The sequence below is a fragment of the Streptosporangium sandarakinum genome (genome assembly GCF_050942225.1).
Taxonomy (GTDB): domain Bacteria; phylum Actinomycetota; class Actinomycetes; order Streptosporangiales; family Streptosporangiaceae; genus Streptosporangium; species Streptosporangium nondiastaticum.
On sequence record NZ_CP192034.1, the window covers coordinates 2,220,626 to 2,233,925 of the forward strand.

General features: G+C 72.4%; 11 protein-coding genes and 1 pseudogene. 7 read left to right on the forward strand and 5 right to left on the reverse strand.

All coding sequences use genetic code 11. From position 1 onward, the window contains the following. Positions 1-134 precede the first annotated feature (134 nt). The gene (locus ACQP10_RS10450; RefSeq protein WP_433541274.1) at positions 135-3,080 is read left to right on the forward strand and encodes a S8 family serine peptidase; all 2,946 of its coding nucleotides are present in this window, start codon (positions 135-137) and stop codon (positions 3,078-3,080) included. An 82-nt stretch (positions 3,081-3,162) separates the two neighbouring features. On the opposite strand, the gene ACQP10_RS10455 is transcribed toward ACQP10_RS10450, so the two are convergent. Next, a complete protein-coding gene (locus ACQP10_RS10455; protein ID WP_399499690.1) occupies positions 3,163-3,645 on the reverse strand; it encodes a DUF1992 domain-containing protein in 483 nt (160 codons plus the stop codon). 307 nt (positions 3,646-3,952) lie between these two features. Here ACQP10_RS10455 and ACQP10_RS10460 point away from each other — a divergent pair. The 6 genes and pseudogenes from ACQP10_RS10460 to ACQP10_RS10485 all read left to right on the forward strand — a co-directional run. Beyond that, positions 3,953-4,396, forward strand: a pseudogene (locus ACQP10_RS10460) (MauE/DoxX family redox-associated membrane protein); the annotation flags it as partial. A gap of 166 nt (positions 4,397-4,562) precedes the next feature. Then, positions 4,563-5,081, forward strand: a complete 519-nt coding sequence (locus ACQP10_RS10465) for a hypothetical protein (protein ID WP_346020592.1) — start codon at positions 4,563-4,565, stop codon at positions 5,079-5,081. After that, entirely contained in the window at positions 5,078-6,997 is a 1,920-nt protein-coding gene (locus ACQP10_RS10470) for an ABC transporter ATP-binding protein (RefSeq protein ID WP_433541275.1), read from the forward strand. Before ACQP10_RS10465 ends, ACQP10_RS10470 begins: the two co-directional genes overlap by 4 nt. Positions 6,998-7,074: 77 nt before the next feature. Continuing rightward, positions 7,075-7,533 (forward strand): S26 family signal peptidase, encoded by a 459-nt coding sequence (locus ACQP10_RS10475; RefSeq protein ID WP_346020590.1) that lies wholly within the window; start codon positions 7,075-7,077, stop codon positions 7,531-7,533. A 75-nt stretch (positions 7,534-7,608) separates the two neighbouring features. After that, positions 7,609-7,770: a hypothetical protein gene (locus tag ACQP10_RS10480; RefSeq protein WP_179818726.1), complete on the forward strand. Its 162-nt coding sequence runs from the start codon at positions 7,609-7,611 to the stop codon at positions 7,768-7,770. A 257-nt stretch (positions 7,771-8,027) separates the two neighbouring features. Beyond that, positions 8,028-8,738 (forward strand): NADPH-dependent F420 reductase, encoded by a 711-nt coding sequence (locus ACQP10_RS10485; protein WP_433541893.1) that lies wholly within the window; start codon positions 8,028-8,030, stop codon positions 8,736-8,738. A gap of 115 nt (positions 8,739-8,853) precedes the next feature. Here ACQP10_RS10485 and ACQP10_RS10490 read toward each other — a convergent pair whose 3' ends face one another. From ACQP10_RS10490 to ACQP10_RS10505, 4 genes are all read right to left on the reverse strand, one after another. After that, positions 8,854-9,312 carry a hypothetical protein gene (locus ACQP10_RS10490; RefSeq protein ID WP_399499688.1) on the reverse strand — a complete coding sequence of 153 codons (459 nt, stop codon included), beginning with the start codon at positions 9,310-9,312 and terminating at the stop codon, positions 8,854-8,856. A 561-nt stretch (positions 9,313-9,873) separates the two neighbouring features. Next, on the reverse strand, positions 9,874-11,328 hold the full coding sequence (locus tag ACQP10_RS10495) for a multicopper oxidase family protein (RefSeq protein ID WP_433541276.1): 1,455 nt from the start codon (positions 11,326-11,328) through the stop codon (positions 9,874-9,876). Next, positions 11,325-11,699 carry a hypothetical protein gene (locus ACQP10_RS10500; protein WP_346020585.1) on the reverse strand — a complete coding sequence of 125 codons (375 nt, stop codon included), beginning with the start codon at positions 11,697-11,699 and terminating at the stop codon, positions 11,325-11,327. The genes ACQP10_RS10495 and ACQP10_RS10500 overlap by 4 nt, the downstream gene beginning before the upstream one ends. A 12-nt stretch (positions 11,700-11,711) precedes the next feature. Then, entirely contained in the window at positions 11,712-12,926 is a 1,215-nt protein-coding gene (locus tag ACQP10_RS10505) for an amidohydrolase family protein (protein ID WP_433541277.1), read from the reverse strand. Positions 12,927-13,300 lie beyond the last annotated feature (374 nt).

Here is a 13,300-nt window from a genome sequence, read left to right on the forward strand (position 1 = left end):
GTCGTTTTTGGTCATGTGGCCGAAAATGCCAGCACTATATCTCGACAGGGATCAACGCCGGACGCTTGACTCCGTAGCGGCCCTCCGGTGATCTCCCCGGACGGGTGACCAGTCTCTTCCCCCTCAGAGGCGCAATGTTCCGCAACCCCCGCGTCCATCGTGTGTCGGCGCTGGCCGCCGCGCTGGCGGTCACCGCCATCGCCCCGGCCGTCGCCCAGCCCGCCGCGGCGTCGGCGCCCCCCGCGACCGCCCCCACGGCGTACATCGTCACCCTGGCCGAACCGCCGCTGGCCACCTACGACGGCGGTACGGAGGGCATCGCCCCCACCAGGGGCCGCAAGGGCAAGAAGGTCGACACCACCAGTTCCCACGCCAGGCGCTACCGCGACCGCCTGACCGACCGGCAGAACAAGGTGGCCCGCAGCGTCGGTGCCGCCGCCACCGGCCACCACGCGGTCGCCTCCAACAGCTTCACCGCCCAGCTCACCCCGGCCCAGGCGCTGCGGTTGCACGCGACCCAGGGCGTGGTGTCGGTCGTCCCCGACACCCTGCGCAAGGCCCTGGACGACCGCAACTCCACCGACTTCCTCGGCCTGTCGGGCGACGCCGGCCTGTGGTCGAAGCTCGGCGGCGTCGGCAAGGCGGGCAAGGGCGTCGTCGTCGGCGTCATCGACACCGGCATCTGGCCGGAGAACCCCTCCTTCGCCGCTCCGGCCCTCGGCACGGAGCCGCCCACGAACGCCGACCCGTACCGGCCCTACCTGAAGGACGGGGCCACGGTCATGAAGAAGGCCGACGGGGCCACGTTCACCGGCCTGTGCCAGACCGGTGAGGAGTTCGCCGCGAGCCTGTGCAACCAGAAGGTCATCAGCGCCCGGTACTTCGGCGAGCAGTGGCTGAAGGGCAACCCGCCGGACAAACGCGCCGACTACGTCTCCCCGCGGGACGCCCAGGGTCACGGCTCGCACACCGCCGGCACCGCGGCGGGCGACCACGCCGTCCAGGCCACGGCGAACGGCGTCGACTACGGTGCGATCTCCGGCGTCGCCCCCGGCGCGGCCGTCGCCGTCTACAAGGCCCTCTGGCAGGGCAAGGACGGCGGCGTCACGGGCGGCTACTCCTCCGACCTCATGGCGGCCGTCGACCAGGCGGTCGCCGACGGCGTCGATGTGATCAACTACTCGGTCGGCGGCATGTTCGAGTCGGCGGCCGACGACCCGGTCCAGCGCGCCTTCCTGGCCGCCGCCGAGGCCGGGGTCTTCGTCGCGACGGCTGGGGGCAACTCCGGTCCCGACCCGTCCACGCTGGACAACACGATGCCGTGGACGACGACGGTCGCGGCCGGCACGATCGCGCTCTGGCAGGCCGAGGTCCGGCTCGGCGACGGCACGGTCGTCCGCGGCGTGAGCACCACGGTCGTCGCCCCGTTCGGGCCCAAGCCGCTGGTCACGGCACTGTCGGTGAAGACGGACACGGCCACCGAGTCCGACGCGCAGATCTGCGCGGCCGGCTCGCTCGACCCCGCCAAGACCGCCGGGAAGATCGTCTACTGCCTGCGCGGGACCACGGCCCGCGTGGACAAGTCGGCCGAGGTCAAGCGGGCCGGAGGCGTCGGCATGGTGCTGGGCAACCCGACCGACCAGAGCACCGACGCCGACCTGCACTCCGTGCCGACCGTGCACGTCAACGCCCCCGACGCGGACAAGGTCGCCGGCTACGCGGCCACCGCGGGCGCGACGGCCACGTTCGCCCCGGCCGCCTCCGGTGGCGAGCCGTACCCGCAGGTCGCGAGTTTCTCCTCGCGCGGCCCCTCGCTCAGCAACAACGGTGACCTGCTCAAGCCGGACGTCACCGCGCCGGGCGTGGCGATCCTGGCCGCCGTGGCGCCTCCCGGCAACGGCGGCAAGGACTTCGACTTCTACTCCGGCACCTCCATGGCCACCCCGCACGTCGCCGGCCTGGCCGCCCTCTACCTCGGCGAGCACCCGCTCCTGTCGCCGATGGCGATCAAGTCGGCCATGATGACCACCGCCTACGACACCAAGACCCCGGACGTGTTCGCCCAGGGCGCAGGGCACGTCGATCCGGCCCGCATGCTCACCCCGGGCCTGGTCTACGACGCGGGCGCCGAGGACTGGTACGGCTACCTGGAGGGCAAGGGCGTCAAGACCGGCACCGGCGCCAAGCCGCTGGCCGGGACCGACGTGAACTACCCGACGATCTCCGTCGGCGACCTCTTCGGCTCGCGGACGGTCACCCGCAAGGTCACCGCCGTCACCCCGGGCGTCTACCACTCGGCGATCGAACTGCCCGGTTTCAAGACCAAGGTCAAGCCGTCCACGCTGGTCTTCAAGAAGGCGGGTGAGACCAAGGAGTTCACCGTCTCCATGGAGATGCTCCCGTCGGCCACCACGGACACCGTCGTCGGGCGGCTCACGTGGACCGGCGCGGGCACGACCGTGCGCAGCTCGATCGTCGCCACCCCGCTGAGCGCGCGGGCGCCCGCCGAGGTGAAGGGCGCCGGCACCGACGGCTCGGTGGGCTTCGAGGCGACGCCCGGGACGAAGAAGTTCTCGGTCACCCCGTACGGTCTCGTGTCGGCGGACGAGGTGCCGGGCACCGTCAACGAGAGCGAGGTGTGGGGCCGCGACATCCCGGTCACGATCCCCGAGAACGCCAAGGCCGCCTCGTTCAAGCTCAGGGCGGCGAACCCCGAGGCCCAGGTCGGCGGAATCCTCTTCTACGAGGAGAACGGCACGCGCGAGCTCGTGTCGTGGGTGTTCAGCCTGGACGGCGACCACCGCGCCGTGCTGCCCCACCCGCGCCCCGGCAGGTACACCCTGGTCGCGCTCACCCTCGGGGACCTGCCCGGGACCACGTCCACCGACTTCCTCACCCAGGTCAACCTCGTGACCGCCGACAACGCGCGCGGCACGCTCACCCTGACGCCGAGCAAGCCGAAGGCGACCGTCGGCACACCGATCCCGCTGACGGCCTCCTGGACGAAGGCGACGCAGCGGACGAACACCGGCTACGTCGAGTACCCCAACGGCTTCGGGACGATCGTCACGATCAACTGACGCGGTTCCGCCGTCCGGCTCCCGGGCCCCCGTCCGCCATCCGGCGGGCGGGGGCCCGTCGGCTTCACCCTCTCCCGCGTCGTCATCCTCTCCGGCGGAACAGGCCGAACGGCCCCCGTCTCCTCGGCGGGGGAGCGGGCTCGGGCCCCGGGGTCTCCTCCCGGGCCGGATGACGGTCGCGCCAGTCGCGGACGGCCTCCTCGACGTCGAAGGGCATCAGGTTCAGCGGGGGACCGGACAGGGCCTTGCGGTGCCCCTCGACGATCTCCTCGTTGATCTCCCCGATGATCCGGCGGACCTCGTCCTCCGAGCGCGCCTCGGCGGCCGCGGCCCGCGCCTCCTCGGCCTTCTTACGCAGGGCGAGCGTGCCGGGCAGCGGGAACGACAGGCCCTCCGAGTGGAGTTTCTGCTTGATCCACCACATCTCCTCGTACGGCTCGCCCTCGCCGGGCAGCGGTTTGCCCGCGCCGGGCAGGTCGTTGAACGCGCCGCGCTCCGCGGCCTCACGGATCTGCCGGTCGACCCACGTCTCGAAGTTGACACCGAGTGGCCTGCGTTCCGTCATCGCCCGCCTCCAGCACGCCGGACAGTGGCGTTTTCGAGCATAGCCACCGGCGTCGGCCGCCCCGGCGGGCCCTGCCCGGACGGGCGGACGAACAGACGAACGGACAGACGGGCGGGCGGACGGGTGACCGGAGCCGCCGGTGCCGCGGTCCCCGCCCGTCGTCCGCCCGGTGACCCGGACAGGGCGGGCACGCGGCTCTCCGGGTTCCACCCGGGGCACGAACGCCGGTGCGGGAGGGGGCTGGCGGAATGCGGTGTATCGACATACCGTGTCATGGTCCGGTTAAGATCATCATTTCTCTGCTGACATGTCCGCTGATACGTCCGCCGGTCTTCCTCCCCCCATTCCGGAAGGCGGAGCCGTGGTCCATCTGGTCATCGGGTGCCGATTCATGATCGGTGTCATCTTCCTCATCGCCGCCGCCGGGAAGCTGGGCGGTCCCGGCCGGTTCGGCGCCTTCGTGCGGTCGCTGCGCCGGATGGAGGTGCTGCCCCCGGGCCTGGTACGGCCGGCGGCGCTGGCGTTCGCGGCGGCCGAGGTGGTGATCGTGCTGCTGCTGGCCGTACCGGCGCGGGCGACGGGGACGGCGGGGTTCGGCGTGGCCGCCGCGCTGCTGGCCGCCTTCACCGCCGGCATCGCGATGTCGCTCGCCCGGGGCAACCGGGAACCGTGCTCGTGCTTCGGCCGGTCCGAGACGCCGCTGGGCGCCGGCCACGTGGTCCGCAACCTGCTGCTCGTCGCGGTGGCGCTGCTGGGCCTGGCGACCTCCGCCGCCTCTCCCGCCGGGCGGGGCCCGGAGTTCGGCGAGGCGGCGGTCGCCGGGCTGGCCGGGCTCGTCGCGGGCGTCCTGGTGACCGTGATCGACGACCTCGTCGCGCTGTTCCGGCCGGCGCGGAACACAAGCGATAGGAGAACCCATGACCGCTCTCGTCGCCGTACTCACCGTGGTCTCGCTGCTCAACCTGCTGCTCACCGTCGGTCTGCTGCGCAAGGTCAGGGAGCAGGCCGACCGGCTGGCGGAGGTCGAGGCGGGCGTGCCGCCGATGCTGCCGGACGGCGTGGAGATCGGTGACTTCGCCACGGTCACGCTCGACGGCGAGCCGCTGACGCGGGCGGACCTCACCGGCGAGGTGTACGTCGGCTTCTTCAACTGGAACTGCGAGGTCTGCCACGACCGCCTGCCGCAGTTCATCGCCGAGGCGGAGCGGAGGGCCGACCCACGGCAGGTCCTCGCGGTGGTGCGCGGCACGCCGGAGCTGGCGGTGGAGATGACGTCACGGCTCGACCCGGTGGCGCGGGTCGTGGTGGAGGAGAAACGCGGTCCGGTGCAGGTCGCCTTCCACCTCTACGCGACCCCGGCGTTCTGCGTCCTCAACCCCGACCACACCATCCGGGCCAGCGGATACGAGCCGGGCCTGGCGGCGGCGAGGCCATGACCGGCCCGTCGGGGACCGGGGAGGAGCGCGAGTCCGGTCCCGCCGGTCCCGCCGGTCTCACCGTCCCGTCGCCGACCGGCGGCGAGCCCGCGACCCCGCCGCGGACCGGTGACGGCACGGCGGCCCGGATCGTCGAGGCGGCGCGGCTCGCCGTACGGGCGGCTCCCGGGCGGCTGGCGCTCTACGTCGTCGTGACCCTGGTGTCGGCGGCGCTGCCGGTCGGCACCGCGTGGCTCACCCGGGCGATCGTCAACGGCCTGACCGGGGACTCCAGCCTCGGTGAGCCCGCGCTGCTCGCCGGGGCCCTGGGCGCCACGGTGCTCGGGTCGATGGCGCTGACCGCCGCCGGGACGTTCCTGCGCGCCGAGGTGGAACGGGAGATCGGCGCCCTCGCCAAGGAACGGCTGTTCACCGCGGTGGCGCGGATCCGCGGTCTCGCACCGTTCGAGGACCCGGCCTTCCTCGACCGGCTGCAGCTCGCCGACGAGTCCGGCGGGCGCGGGCCGAACCGGGTGATCGAGGGACTCCTCGGCGTCTCGCGCAGCGCCCTCACGATCTCCGGGCTGCTCGGCCTGGTGAGCGCGCTGAGCCCGCTGATGGCGGTGATCGTGCTGCTGTCCGGCGTCCCGGTGCTCGCCGCCGAGCTCCTGCTCGGCAAACACCGCGCGGCCGCGTTCTGGGAGATCACCCCGGCGGAGCGGCGGGAGATCTTCTACCGCGACCTGCTCGCGACGGAACGGGCCGCCAAGGAGGTGCGCCTCCTCGGCCTGGGCGGGTTCGTGCGCGGCCGGATGCTGGCGGAACGGCGGGCGCACGAGGCGACGCAGCGCCGGGTGGACCGCCGGGAGTTCGCCGTCCGGGCGGGCCTGGGCCTGGTCGGTGTCGCGGTGCTGGTGCCGGGACTGGTGTGGGCGGTCGCGGCGGCGCGCGCCGGCCGGCTGAGCGTCGGTGACGTCGCGATGTTCATCACCGCCGTCATGGGCGTGCAGGCGGCGCTCGGCGGCGTGGCGCAGGACATCGCCAGGGCGCACGAGTCGTTGCTGCTCTTCCGGCACTACCTCACGGTGCTGCGGGGTGTCCCGGACCTGCCGGTGGCCGTACGGCCGGCCGCGCTGCCGCCGCTGCGGCGGGGCATCGAACTGCGGGACGTGTGGTTCCGCTACTCCGAGGGCCACCCCTGGGTGCTGCGCGGGGTGAACCTGGTGATCCCGTACGGCCGGGCCGTCGCCCTGGTGGGGCTCAACGGCGCGGGAAAGTCCACGCTGGTCAAGCTGCTGTGCCGCTTCTACGACCCGACCCGGGGCGCGGTGCTCTGGGACGGCGTCGACATCCGCGAGGCCGATCCGGACGCGCTGCGCGGGCGGATCAGCGCCGTGTTCCAGGACTACATGGACTACGAGCTGACCGCGGCCGAGAACGTCGGCGTCGGCGACCTGGACGCGCTGCACGACCAGGACCGCGTCGAGGCGGCGGCGCGGCGGGCGGGGGTGCACGAGACGCTCGCCGCGCTGCCGGACGGTTACCGGACCCTGCTGAGCCGCCGGTTCACCAGCGACGTGGACAGGGAGGCGGTCGGGGTCGGCCTGTCCGGCGGGCAGCGGCAGCGCGTCGCGCTGGCCCGCGCCTTCATGCGCGCCGACCGGGACCTCGTCATCCTCGACGAGCCGAGCGCCGGGCTGGACGCCGCCGCCGAGCACGAGGTGCACACGAGCCTCAAGGAGTACCGGAACGGCCTCACGAGCCTGCTGATCTCGCACCGCCTGGGCGCGGTCCGGGACGCCGACCGCATCGTGGTGCTGTCCGGCGGCGTGGTCGTGGAGGAGGGGAGCCATGACGAGCTGGTCGCCGCCGGCGGTGAGTACGCGCGGCTGTTCACCCTGCAGGCGTCGGGATACCGGTCCAGGACGGTGGTGTGACGTGGAGTCGGCGGTCCGGCACGGGGACGGCGGTGCGATGTGGGACCGGCGGGACGGGACGAGGACGGTGGTGTGACGTGTGGTGGTTGATCCCCGCGGCCCTGGCCGTGGCCGCCGCTGCGGCGCTCCGGTGGGCGCGGCGGCTCGTGGTGGCGACGGTCAGCGGGCCCAGCATGGAACCGGCCTTCGCGGACGGGGACCGCGTGCTGGCCAGGCCGGTGCGGCCGGGGCGGGTCCGGCCGGGGCAGGTGGTCGTGGTGCTGCCCGAGTACGAGGGCGTCCGGCCGCGACGGCCGGCCCGCCGGCTGCTGATCAAACGGGTGGCGGCCGTGCCGGGCGACCCGGTGCCGGACGGCCTCGGGCCGGCGCTGGCCGGGGCCGCGGGCACGCCGGTGCCGAGCGACCGGTTCGTGCTGCTCGGGGACAATCCTGGGCACAGCGTTGACTCCCGCCAGGAGGGATTCTTCGCCGCCGCCCGGATACAGGGCGTCGTGGTGAGGCGGCTCGGAGAGACCGCCGGAAATAATTCACAATGAGCGCATTGACGTATTTAGTTGATGCAAGTAAGACTATGGATAAATTAATGACCGTTCCGGCGAAAGGTCTCTGAGATGAAGCTCGTCAACGGCGTCACCGACCGGATCATCTCCCTTCTCGGCCGTAAGGCGACCGCGCACGCGACGCCCGTCAAGGGCAGCTGCGTGTCCGGATGTGGCGGCGACGGCGTCTGGACCGGCGCGAAGGCCGACGGCGGCAGGCGTCCCTGCTGCTGATCCGCGTCCGGCGTGCGGCGGGCACCCGCCCGCCGCACGCGTTCCGGAATTCCGGTCCGCGCCGTCTTGCCTCGAATCACCGTTAATCGCTCCGGAATCCGGAGGGGAATTCCTTTGCGTGGCGCGGAACGCGCGACGGCGGCCATTTCGCGTACGATCGGTTTTCCGGTGGCGCCCGCCTCCACGGCCCGTCCGGGGCCGCGCCGGCCCGCTCGTCCCGGGGCCCGGAGCGGACGGCCACGCCGCATTCCCGGAGAATCCCTGGAGCGACCATGAGGATCGGCATCATCGGCGCCGGAAACATCGGCGGCGCCCTCACCCGGCGGCTGACGGACCTCGGTCACGAGGTGACGGTGGCCAACTCGCGCGGCCCGCAGACCCTCGCCGACCTGGCCTCGGAGACCGGGGCGAAGGCGGTGACCGTCGAGGAGGCGCCGCGCGGGGCCGACCTCGTCGTGATCACGATCCCGGAGTGCCGGGTGCCCGAGCTGCCTTCCGGCCTCTTCGACGGGGTGCCGGACGACGTGGTCGTCGTCGACACCGGCAACTACTACCCCCGGCAGCGTGACGGCCGCATCAAGGAGATCGAGTCCGGCCTGCCGGAGAGCCGCTGGGTGGAAAAGCGCCTCGGCCGTCCGGTGGTCAAGGCGTTCAACAACATCTACGCCCGGCACCTCGCCGAGCACGGCCGTCCCGCCGGGGCCCCGGGGCGCGTGGCCCTGCCGGTCGCAGGCGACGACGAGGCCGCGAAAAGGGTCGTCATGGACCTGATCGACCAGCTCGGCTTCGACCCGGTCGACGCCGGCGGCCTGGACGACTCCTGGCGCCAGCAGCCCGGCACTCCCGTCTACGCCACGGACAAGGACGCCGAAGGGGTCCGCGAGGCACTGGCCGGGGCGAGCCGGGAGCGCGGCCCGGAGTGGCGGGCCACCGACGGCAGCCCGGGCACCTTCATGGCCCCGGCCTGAACCACACCGGCCCGAACGCGGTGGCCTGGACATCCTGACCCGGCGATCAAGCCCGGTCGGGGTGATCCGGGCGTTCCGGCCCGGGCGGGGCCGGAACGGTCCGGCCGGGCGCCGGTCAGCGGCTGATCGCCTCATAGGCCGCCACGGTGGCGAGGCTGTAGCCCAGATGCGGGACCAGGTCCGACAGCCAGCCCTCCGTCCCCCACTCGCGAGGGTCGGTGAGCCCCAGCGTCACCATCGGCGCGTTGCCCGCGACCATCACCGCCGCGCCCACGGCGAGCACGGCCAGCGGCCGGGGGAGACGGGGCACGGCCCGCCGGAACAGCCCGTAGGCCACCCCCACTCCGAGGCCGGCCGCCATGCCGAGCAGCGGGCCGATGCCCTCCTTGCGGTGCTCGGCGGTCTCCTCCTCGCCCAGGTCGAGGCCGGTCTTGCCGGCGAGGATCCCCGCGGCCTGCTCGGGCGTGGAACTCGGCCCCCGGCCGCGGACGGCCATGTCGAGGTAGGTCAGGGCGTTGAGGGTCACGGTTCCGGCGGCGCCGGCGATCAGGCCGTTCCTGCATGCGTGGGCCACTGCTGGTCCTCACCTTCCGTGTGGGGTCCTCCGGCGGGCCGACGGGACGCCCGCGGCGGCCGGTGGGACGGCGCGGGCGCCGCGGCGTGCGGCCTGCCGGTTCCCTACCCCGGCGTCCGGTTCGTACGGCCAGGCGTTCCCGAAGCCGTCCTCAACTCACGGCCTCGGAGAGTAGATCGCCATCGGTCCGGGCGCCGCGAAGGCGGTGACGGGGCCGAGCGGGCGCTGATGTTCTGCAGGCGGATCGGCTTCGGCGACCAGGACGTCACCGCCGGCAACGACCCCATCGAGCAGGAGAAGGCGATGCCGTGAAGCTCTCGGGGCGGCGTGGGTCGGTCCACTGCGCCACGCGGGTGCCGACCGCCTTCGGGGCGGGGCACGCGATGCCACATCCATCCCGGGTCGTCATCGCGTGCGACCGGAGTCGCACCCGGGCATCTCTCCTGTGCGACCGCGGAAGGTGGCGGGACTCCTGCGGTCGCATCTCGGCGCGGTGCCATCGGACGGTGGACTCATGTGCTTCGCGGGCCGCGGCCTGCCGGGGTCCTGGGGCTGAGCGCTTCAGACGACCTCGAAGGTGGCCATCATGACCATGTCCTCGTGTTCGAGGTTGTGGCAGTGCAGCACGTAGCGGCCCCGGTATCCGGTGAACCTGGTGATGATCTCGACTACCTGGTTGTCGCGGACCTCGACGGTGTCCTTCCACTCGGGCGTCGCGGTGACAGGCTCGCCGCCCACACTGAGTACCTGGAAGGGGACCAGGTGCAGGTGGAAGGGATGGGTCACGTCGCTGGAGATGCGCCAGATCTCGATGTCCCCCAGCCGGGGGCGGGCGTCGATCCGGTTGGGGTCGAAGGGTTTGCCGTTGATCAGCCAGCCGGTGCCGTGATGGGTTTTGCCGCTGGTGAACCGGAACTCCCGGGTCACCGCCGCCTGCCTGGGGTCCAGGCGCTCGATGCGGGACAGTGTCGCGGGAACTCTGCTGTCGTCGGGCTCGTCGCGGTCTACGGTGAAGCGCATGATCTGGGCCTGGCGGCCTTCTCCGGCCAGGTTGCGCAGCTCGATGTGATCGCCCGGGCGGTGGCCGGAGAAGTCGACCACGACATCGGCGCGCTCCGAGGGGGCCAGCCGGATCTTGTCGACCGGCCGTGGCGCGGTGAGCAGACCGCCGTCGCTGCCGATCTGGACGATCCGCGCGTTGTTCGACAGGGACAGCTCGTAGGCCCGGGCGTTGGAGGCGTTCAGCAGACGCAGCCGGTAGCGGGCTCCGGCCACCTTCAGTTCCGGCCACGGCGCGCCGTTGACCAGGATGACGTCGCCGAGTACGCCGCCCATGCAGGCCTCAAGCACCCCCATCCTGTCGGGGTGGGCCGGGTAAGGCATGGAGCCGTCCTCCGCGAAGGAACGGTCACAGATCATCAGCGGGATGTCGCGGTCTCCCTCGGGAAGCGGCAACGCCGCTTCTTCGGCGTCCTCCACCAGGAAGAAGCCGGCCAGGCCGCGCCAGACCTGGAGGCCCGTCCGGTCCATGCGGTGGTCGTGGTACCACAGGGTGGCGGCCCGCTGCCGCAGGGGAAACCGGTAGTCGCGGGCGGTACCGGGCTGCACCAGGTCGGTCGGGAAGCCATCGTGTTCGGGTGGGGTGTGCCCGCCGTGCAGATGCAGCACGGTCGGCACGCCCAGCCGGTTGATCACCCGCACCGTCGTCGCCTCCCCGCTGCGCGCCCGCACCGTCGGCCCGGGGAACTGCCCGCCGTACGTCCACACCGGTGTGCTCAGGCCCGTCAGGATCTCCATCCGAGTCTCGCGTTGCTCGAACTCGTAGTGCCCCGGCCTGATGGGCTCGGCGACCTTGGGGATCGGCAGCGGTACGGTGAACGGCCCGGGCAGCGCCGCGGTACTGGTCAGCAGCCGGGGTTGTGCGGCACGGCCGGGGATCAGCGAGCAGCCGGGGGCCGCGACGAGCGCGGCCCCCAAGCCCAGCAGGCTTAGCGCCTGCCTCCTGCTCATCGTCATGCCGCCGCCGCCTGCCGCCGTCCGCCGAACGGCGTCACCTGGCCGAGCAGAAGCATGCTGAAGCCGAACATCGCCACCCCGAGCGGCACGTGCAGCGATTTGACGTGGGCGAAACCCAGCGCCATCTGCGTGAGTACCAGTACGAGCTGGATCGCGCCGGAAACGGCGAAACGTGCCGGGCCCCGGCCCGGACGCCACACCAGGATCGCGGCCACCAGCTGGGCCACCGTGGTCAGCAGGAGGACCAGGGCGGTTGCGCTGTGCAGCGCCCGGCCATCGGGGGAGGACAACAACAGTCCGGCGGTGACGGCCTGGACGAGGAGCGCGACGGTCTGCAGCGCCACCGCGCCCCGGAAAATCTTCATGAACATGGGTCGTGCTCCTCAGCGGGTCTGGCGGACGCCGCGTCGCCAGACCTCGGCGATGGCGCGGGTGGCGGTGATGTCGCTGGTCGGGTCGCCGTCCACCAGCAGCAGGTCGGCACGCGAACCGGGCGCGATGCGGCCGCGGTCGGTCAGTCCGAAGTGCTCGGCGGGAACGCTGGTGGCGGCGGCCAGAGCGGCTTCGGGGCTCAGGCCCGCCTCAGTGAGCATGAGCAGCTCCCGGTGCATGGCGACTCCGTGCACCGGGGCGAAGAAGTTGGCGTCCGTACCGGCCAGCAGCGCCACCCCGGCCTCGTGCAGGGCCCGGGTGGCCCGGCGGGCGGTGGCGGGGCCTTCCGGGTGAACGGGCACCGCCGAGTAGTCCCGGTCGATGATGGCCTTGTCCCGATCGGACAGGCGGGCGGCGATCCGCTCGTCGCGCACCAGCTCCACCCCGGCCGGGTCCTGCGCGATCGCCTCGATGTAGGCGAGCGTGGTGATCACGAAGGCTCCGTGCGCCGCGATGCGGGCGGCCAGGTCCTCCACGGACGGGTCGCCCGGCTCGCTGTGGTGGAAGACATGCGCCAGGCCGTCGATGCCCGCATCCAGCGCGACGAGCGTGTCGTGCGCCGTCGCGACGTGCGCGATGGTCTTCAGCCCGGCCGCGTGGCCGGCCTCGACCAGAGCCGCCACGACCTCCGGGTCCATGACCGGCAGGTCCAGCCCGGCGGTGCAGCCGTCGTCGATCACGATCTTCAGGTAGTCGATGCCTTCGGACAGCCGCGCCTCCACGAACGCCTTGGCCTGCCCGGCCTCGGCGATCGTGTCGAAGGGCCCGACCGCGTCGCCCAGCCATGCCAGCGAATCGGCCTCGGCGGCCATGATCTGGCTGGGGTGCCCGTTCGGCGCGGTGGCGAGAACCCCCGCACTGCGCAGGTCGGCCACGTCGTCGCGTTCGGCAGCCAGCCGGCGCTGACGGGCCAGGTTGCCGGGCAGGCAGAACATGTCGAGCTCGGTGGTCACCCCGAAGGTCAGCGCCTGGGCGAGCATGCCGTCCGAGACGTGGGTGTGCGCGTCGATCAGGCCCGGCAGCAGAGTCTTGCCGGCGCCGTCGATCTCCACGTCCGCAGGTCGCCCGTCGGGCTCCGCGACCCGGTCATCAATGATGAGGATGTCCGCGCCGGGCAGAGTGCGCTCGCCGTCGAAGAGACGGACGCCGCGGAGAAGAGTACGCAATGGTTGCTCCTTTAAGTTGATTCCAGCCCAGATAGTACTGCATCTAACTATAAGATGCTGAACTAGATTCGGCCGCGCCCCCCTCTGACGGCTTCCGAAGACACGGCCGGGCCTTTGCCGGCTTCAAGAGGGATCCGGGGGATGAGCGGTAACCGACCGTCCAGTGGCGTTGGCGAGCGTCGGGGCGCGGCTTACCGCCACTGGCCGTTCTGATCCGGCTGGTCGCCGGCCTGTACGGTGCCGGTCGAGATGGTCGCGCCATGGCGTGCCCCATCGCATGGTGGGCGCCGTGGTGGGTGTCGTCGCCGCGATGTCCGGGCGGACAGCCGCCGTAGGGCGGCAGGCGGGTGAGGGCGGTGGGGTGGCCGAAGCCC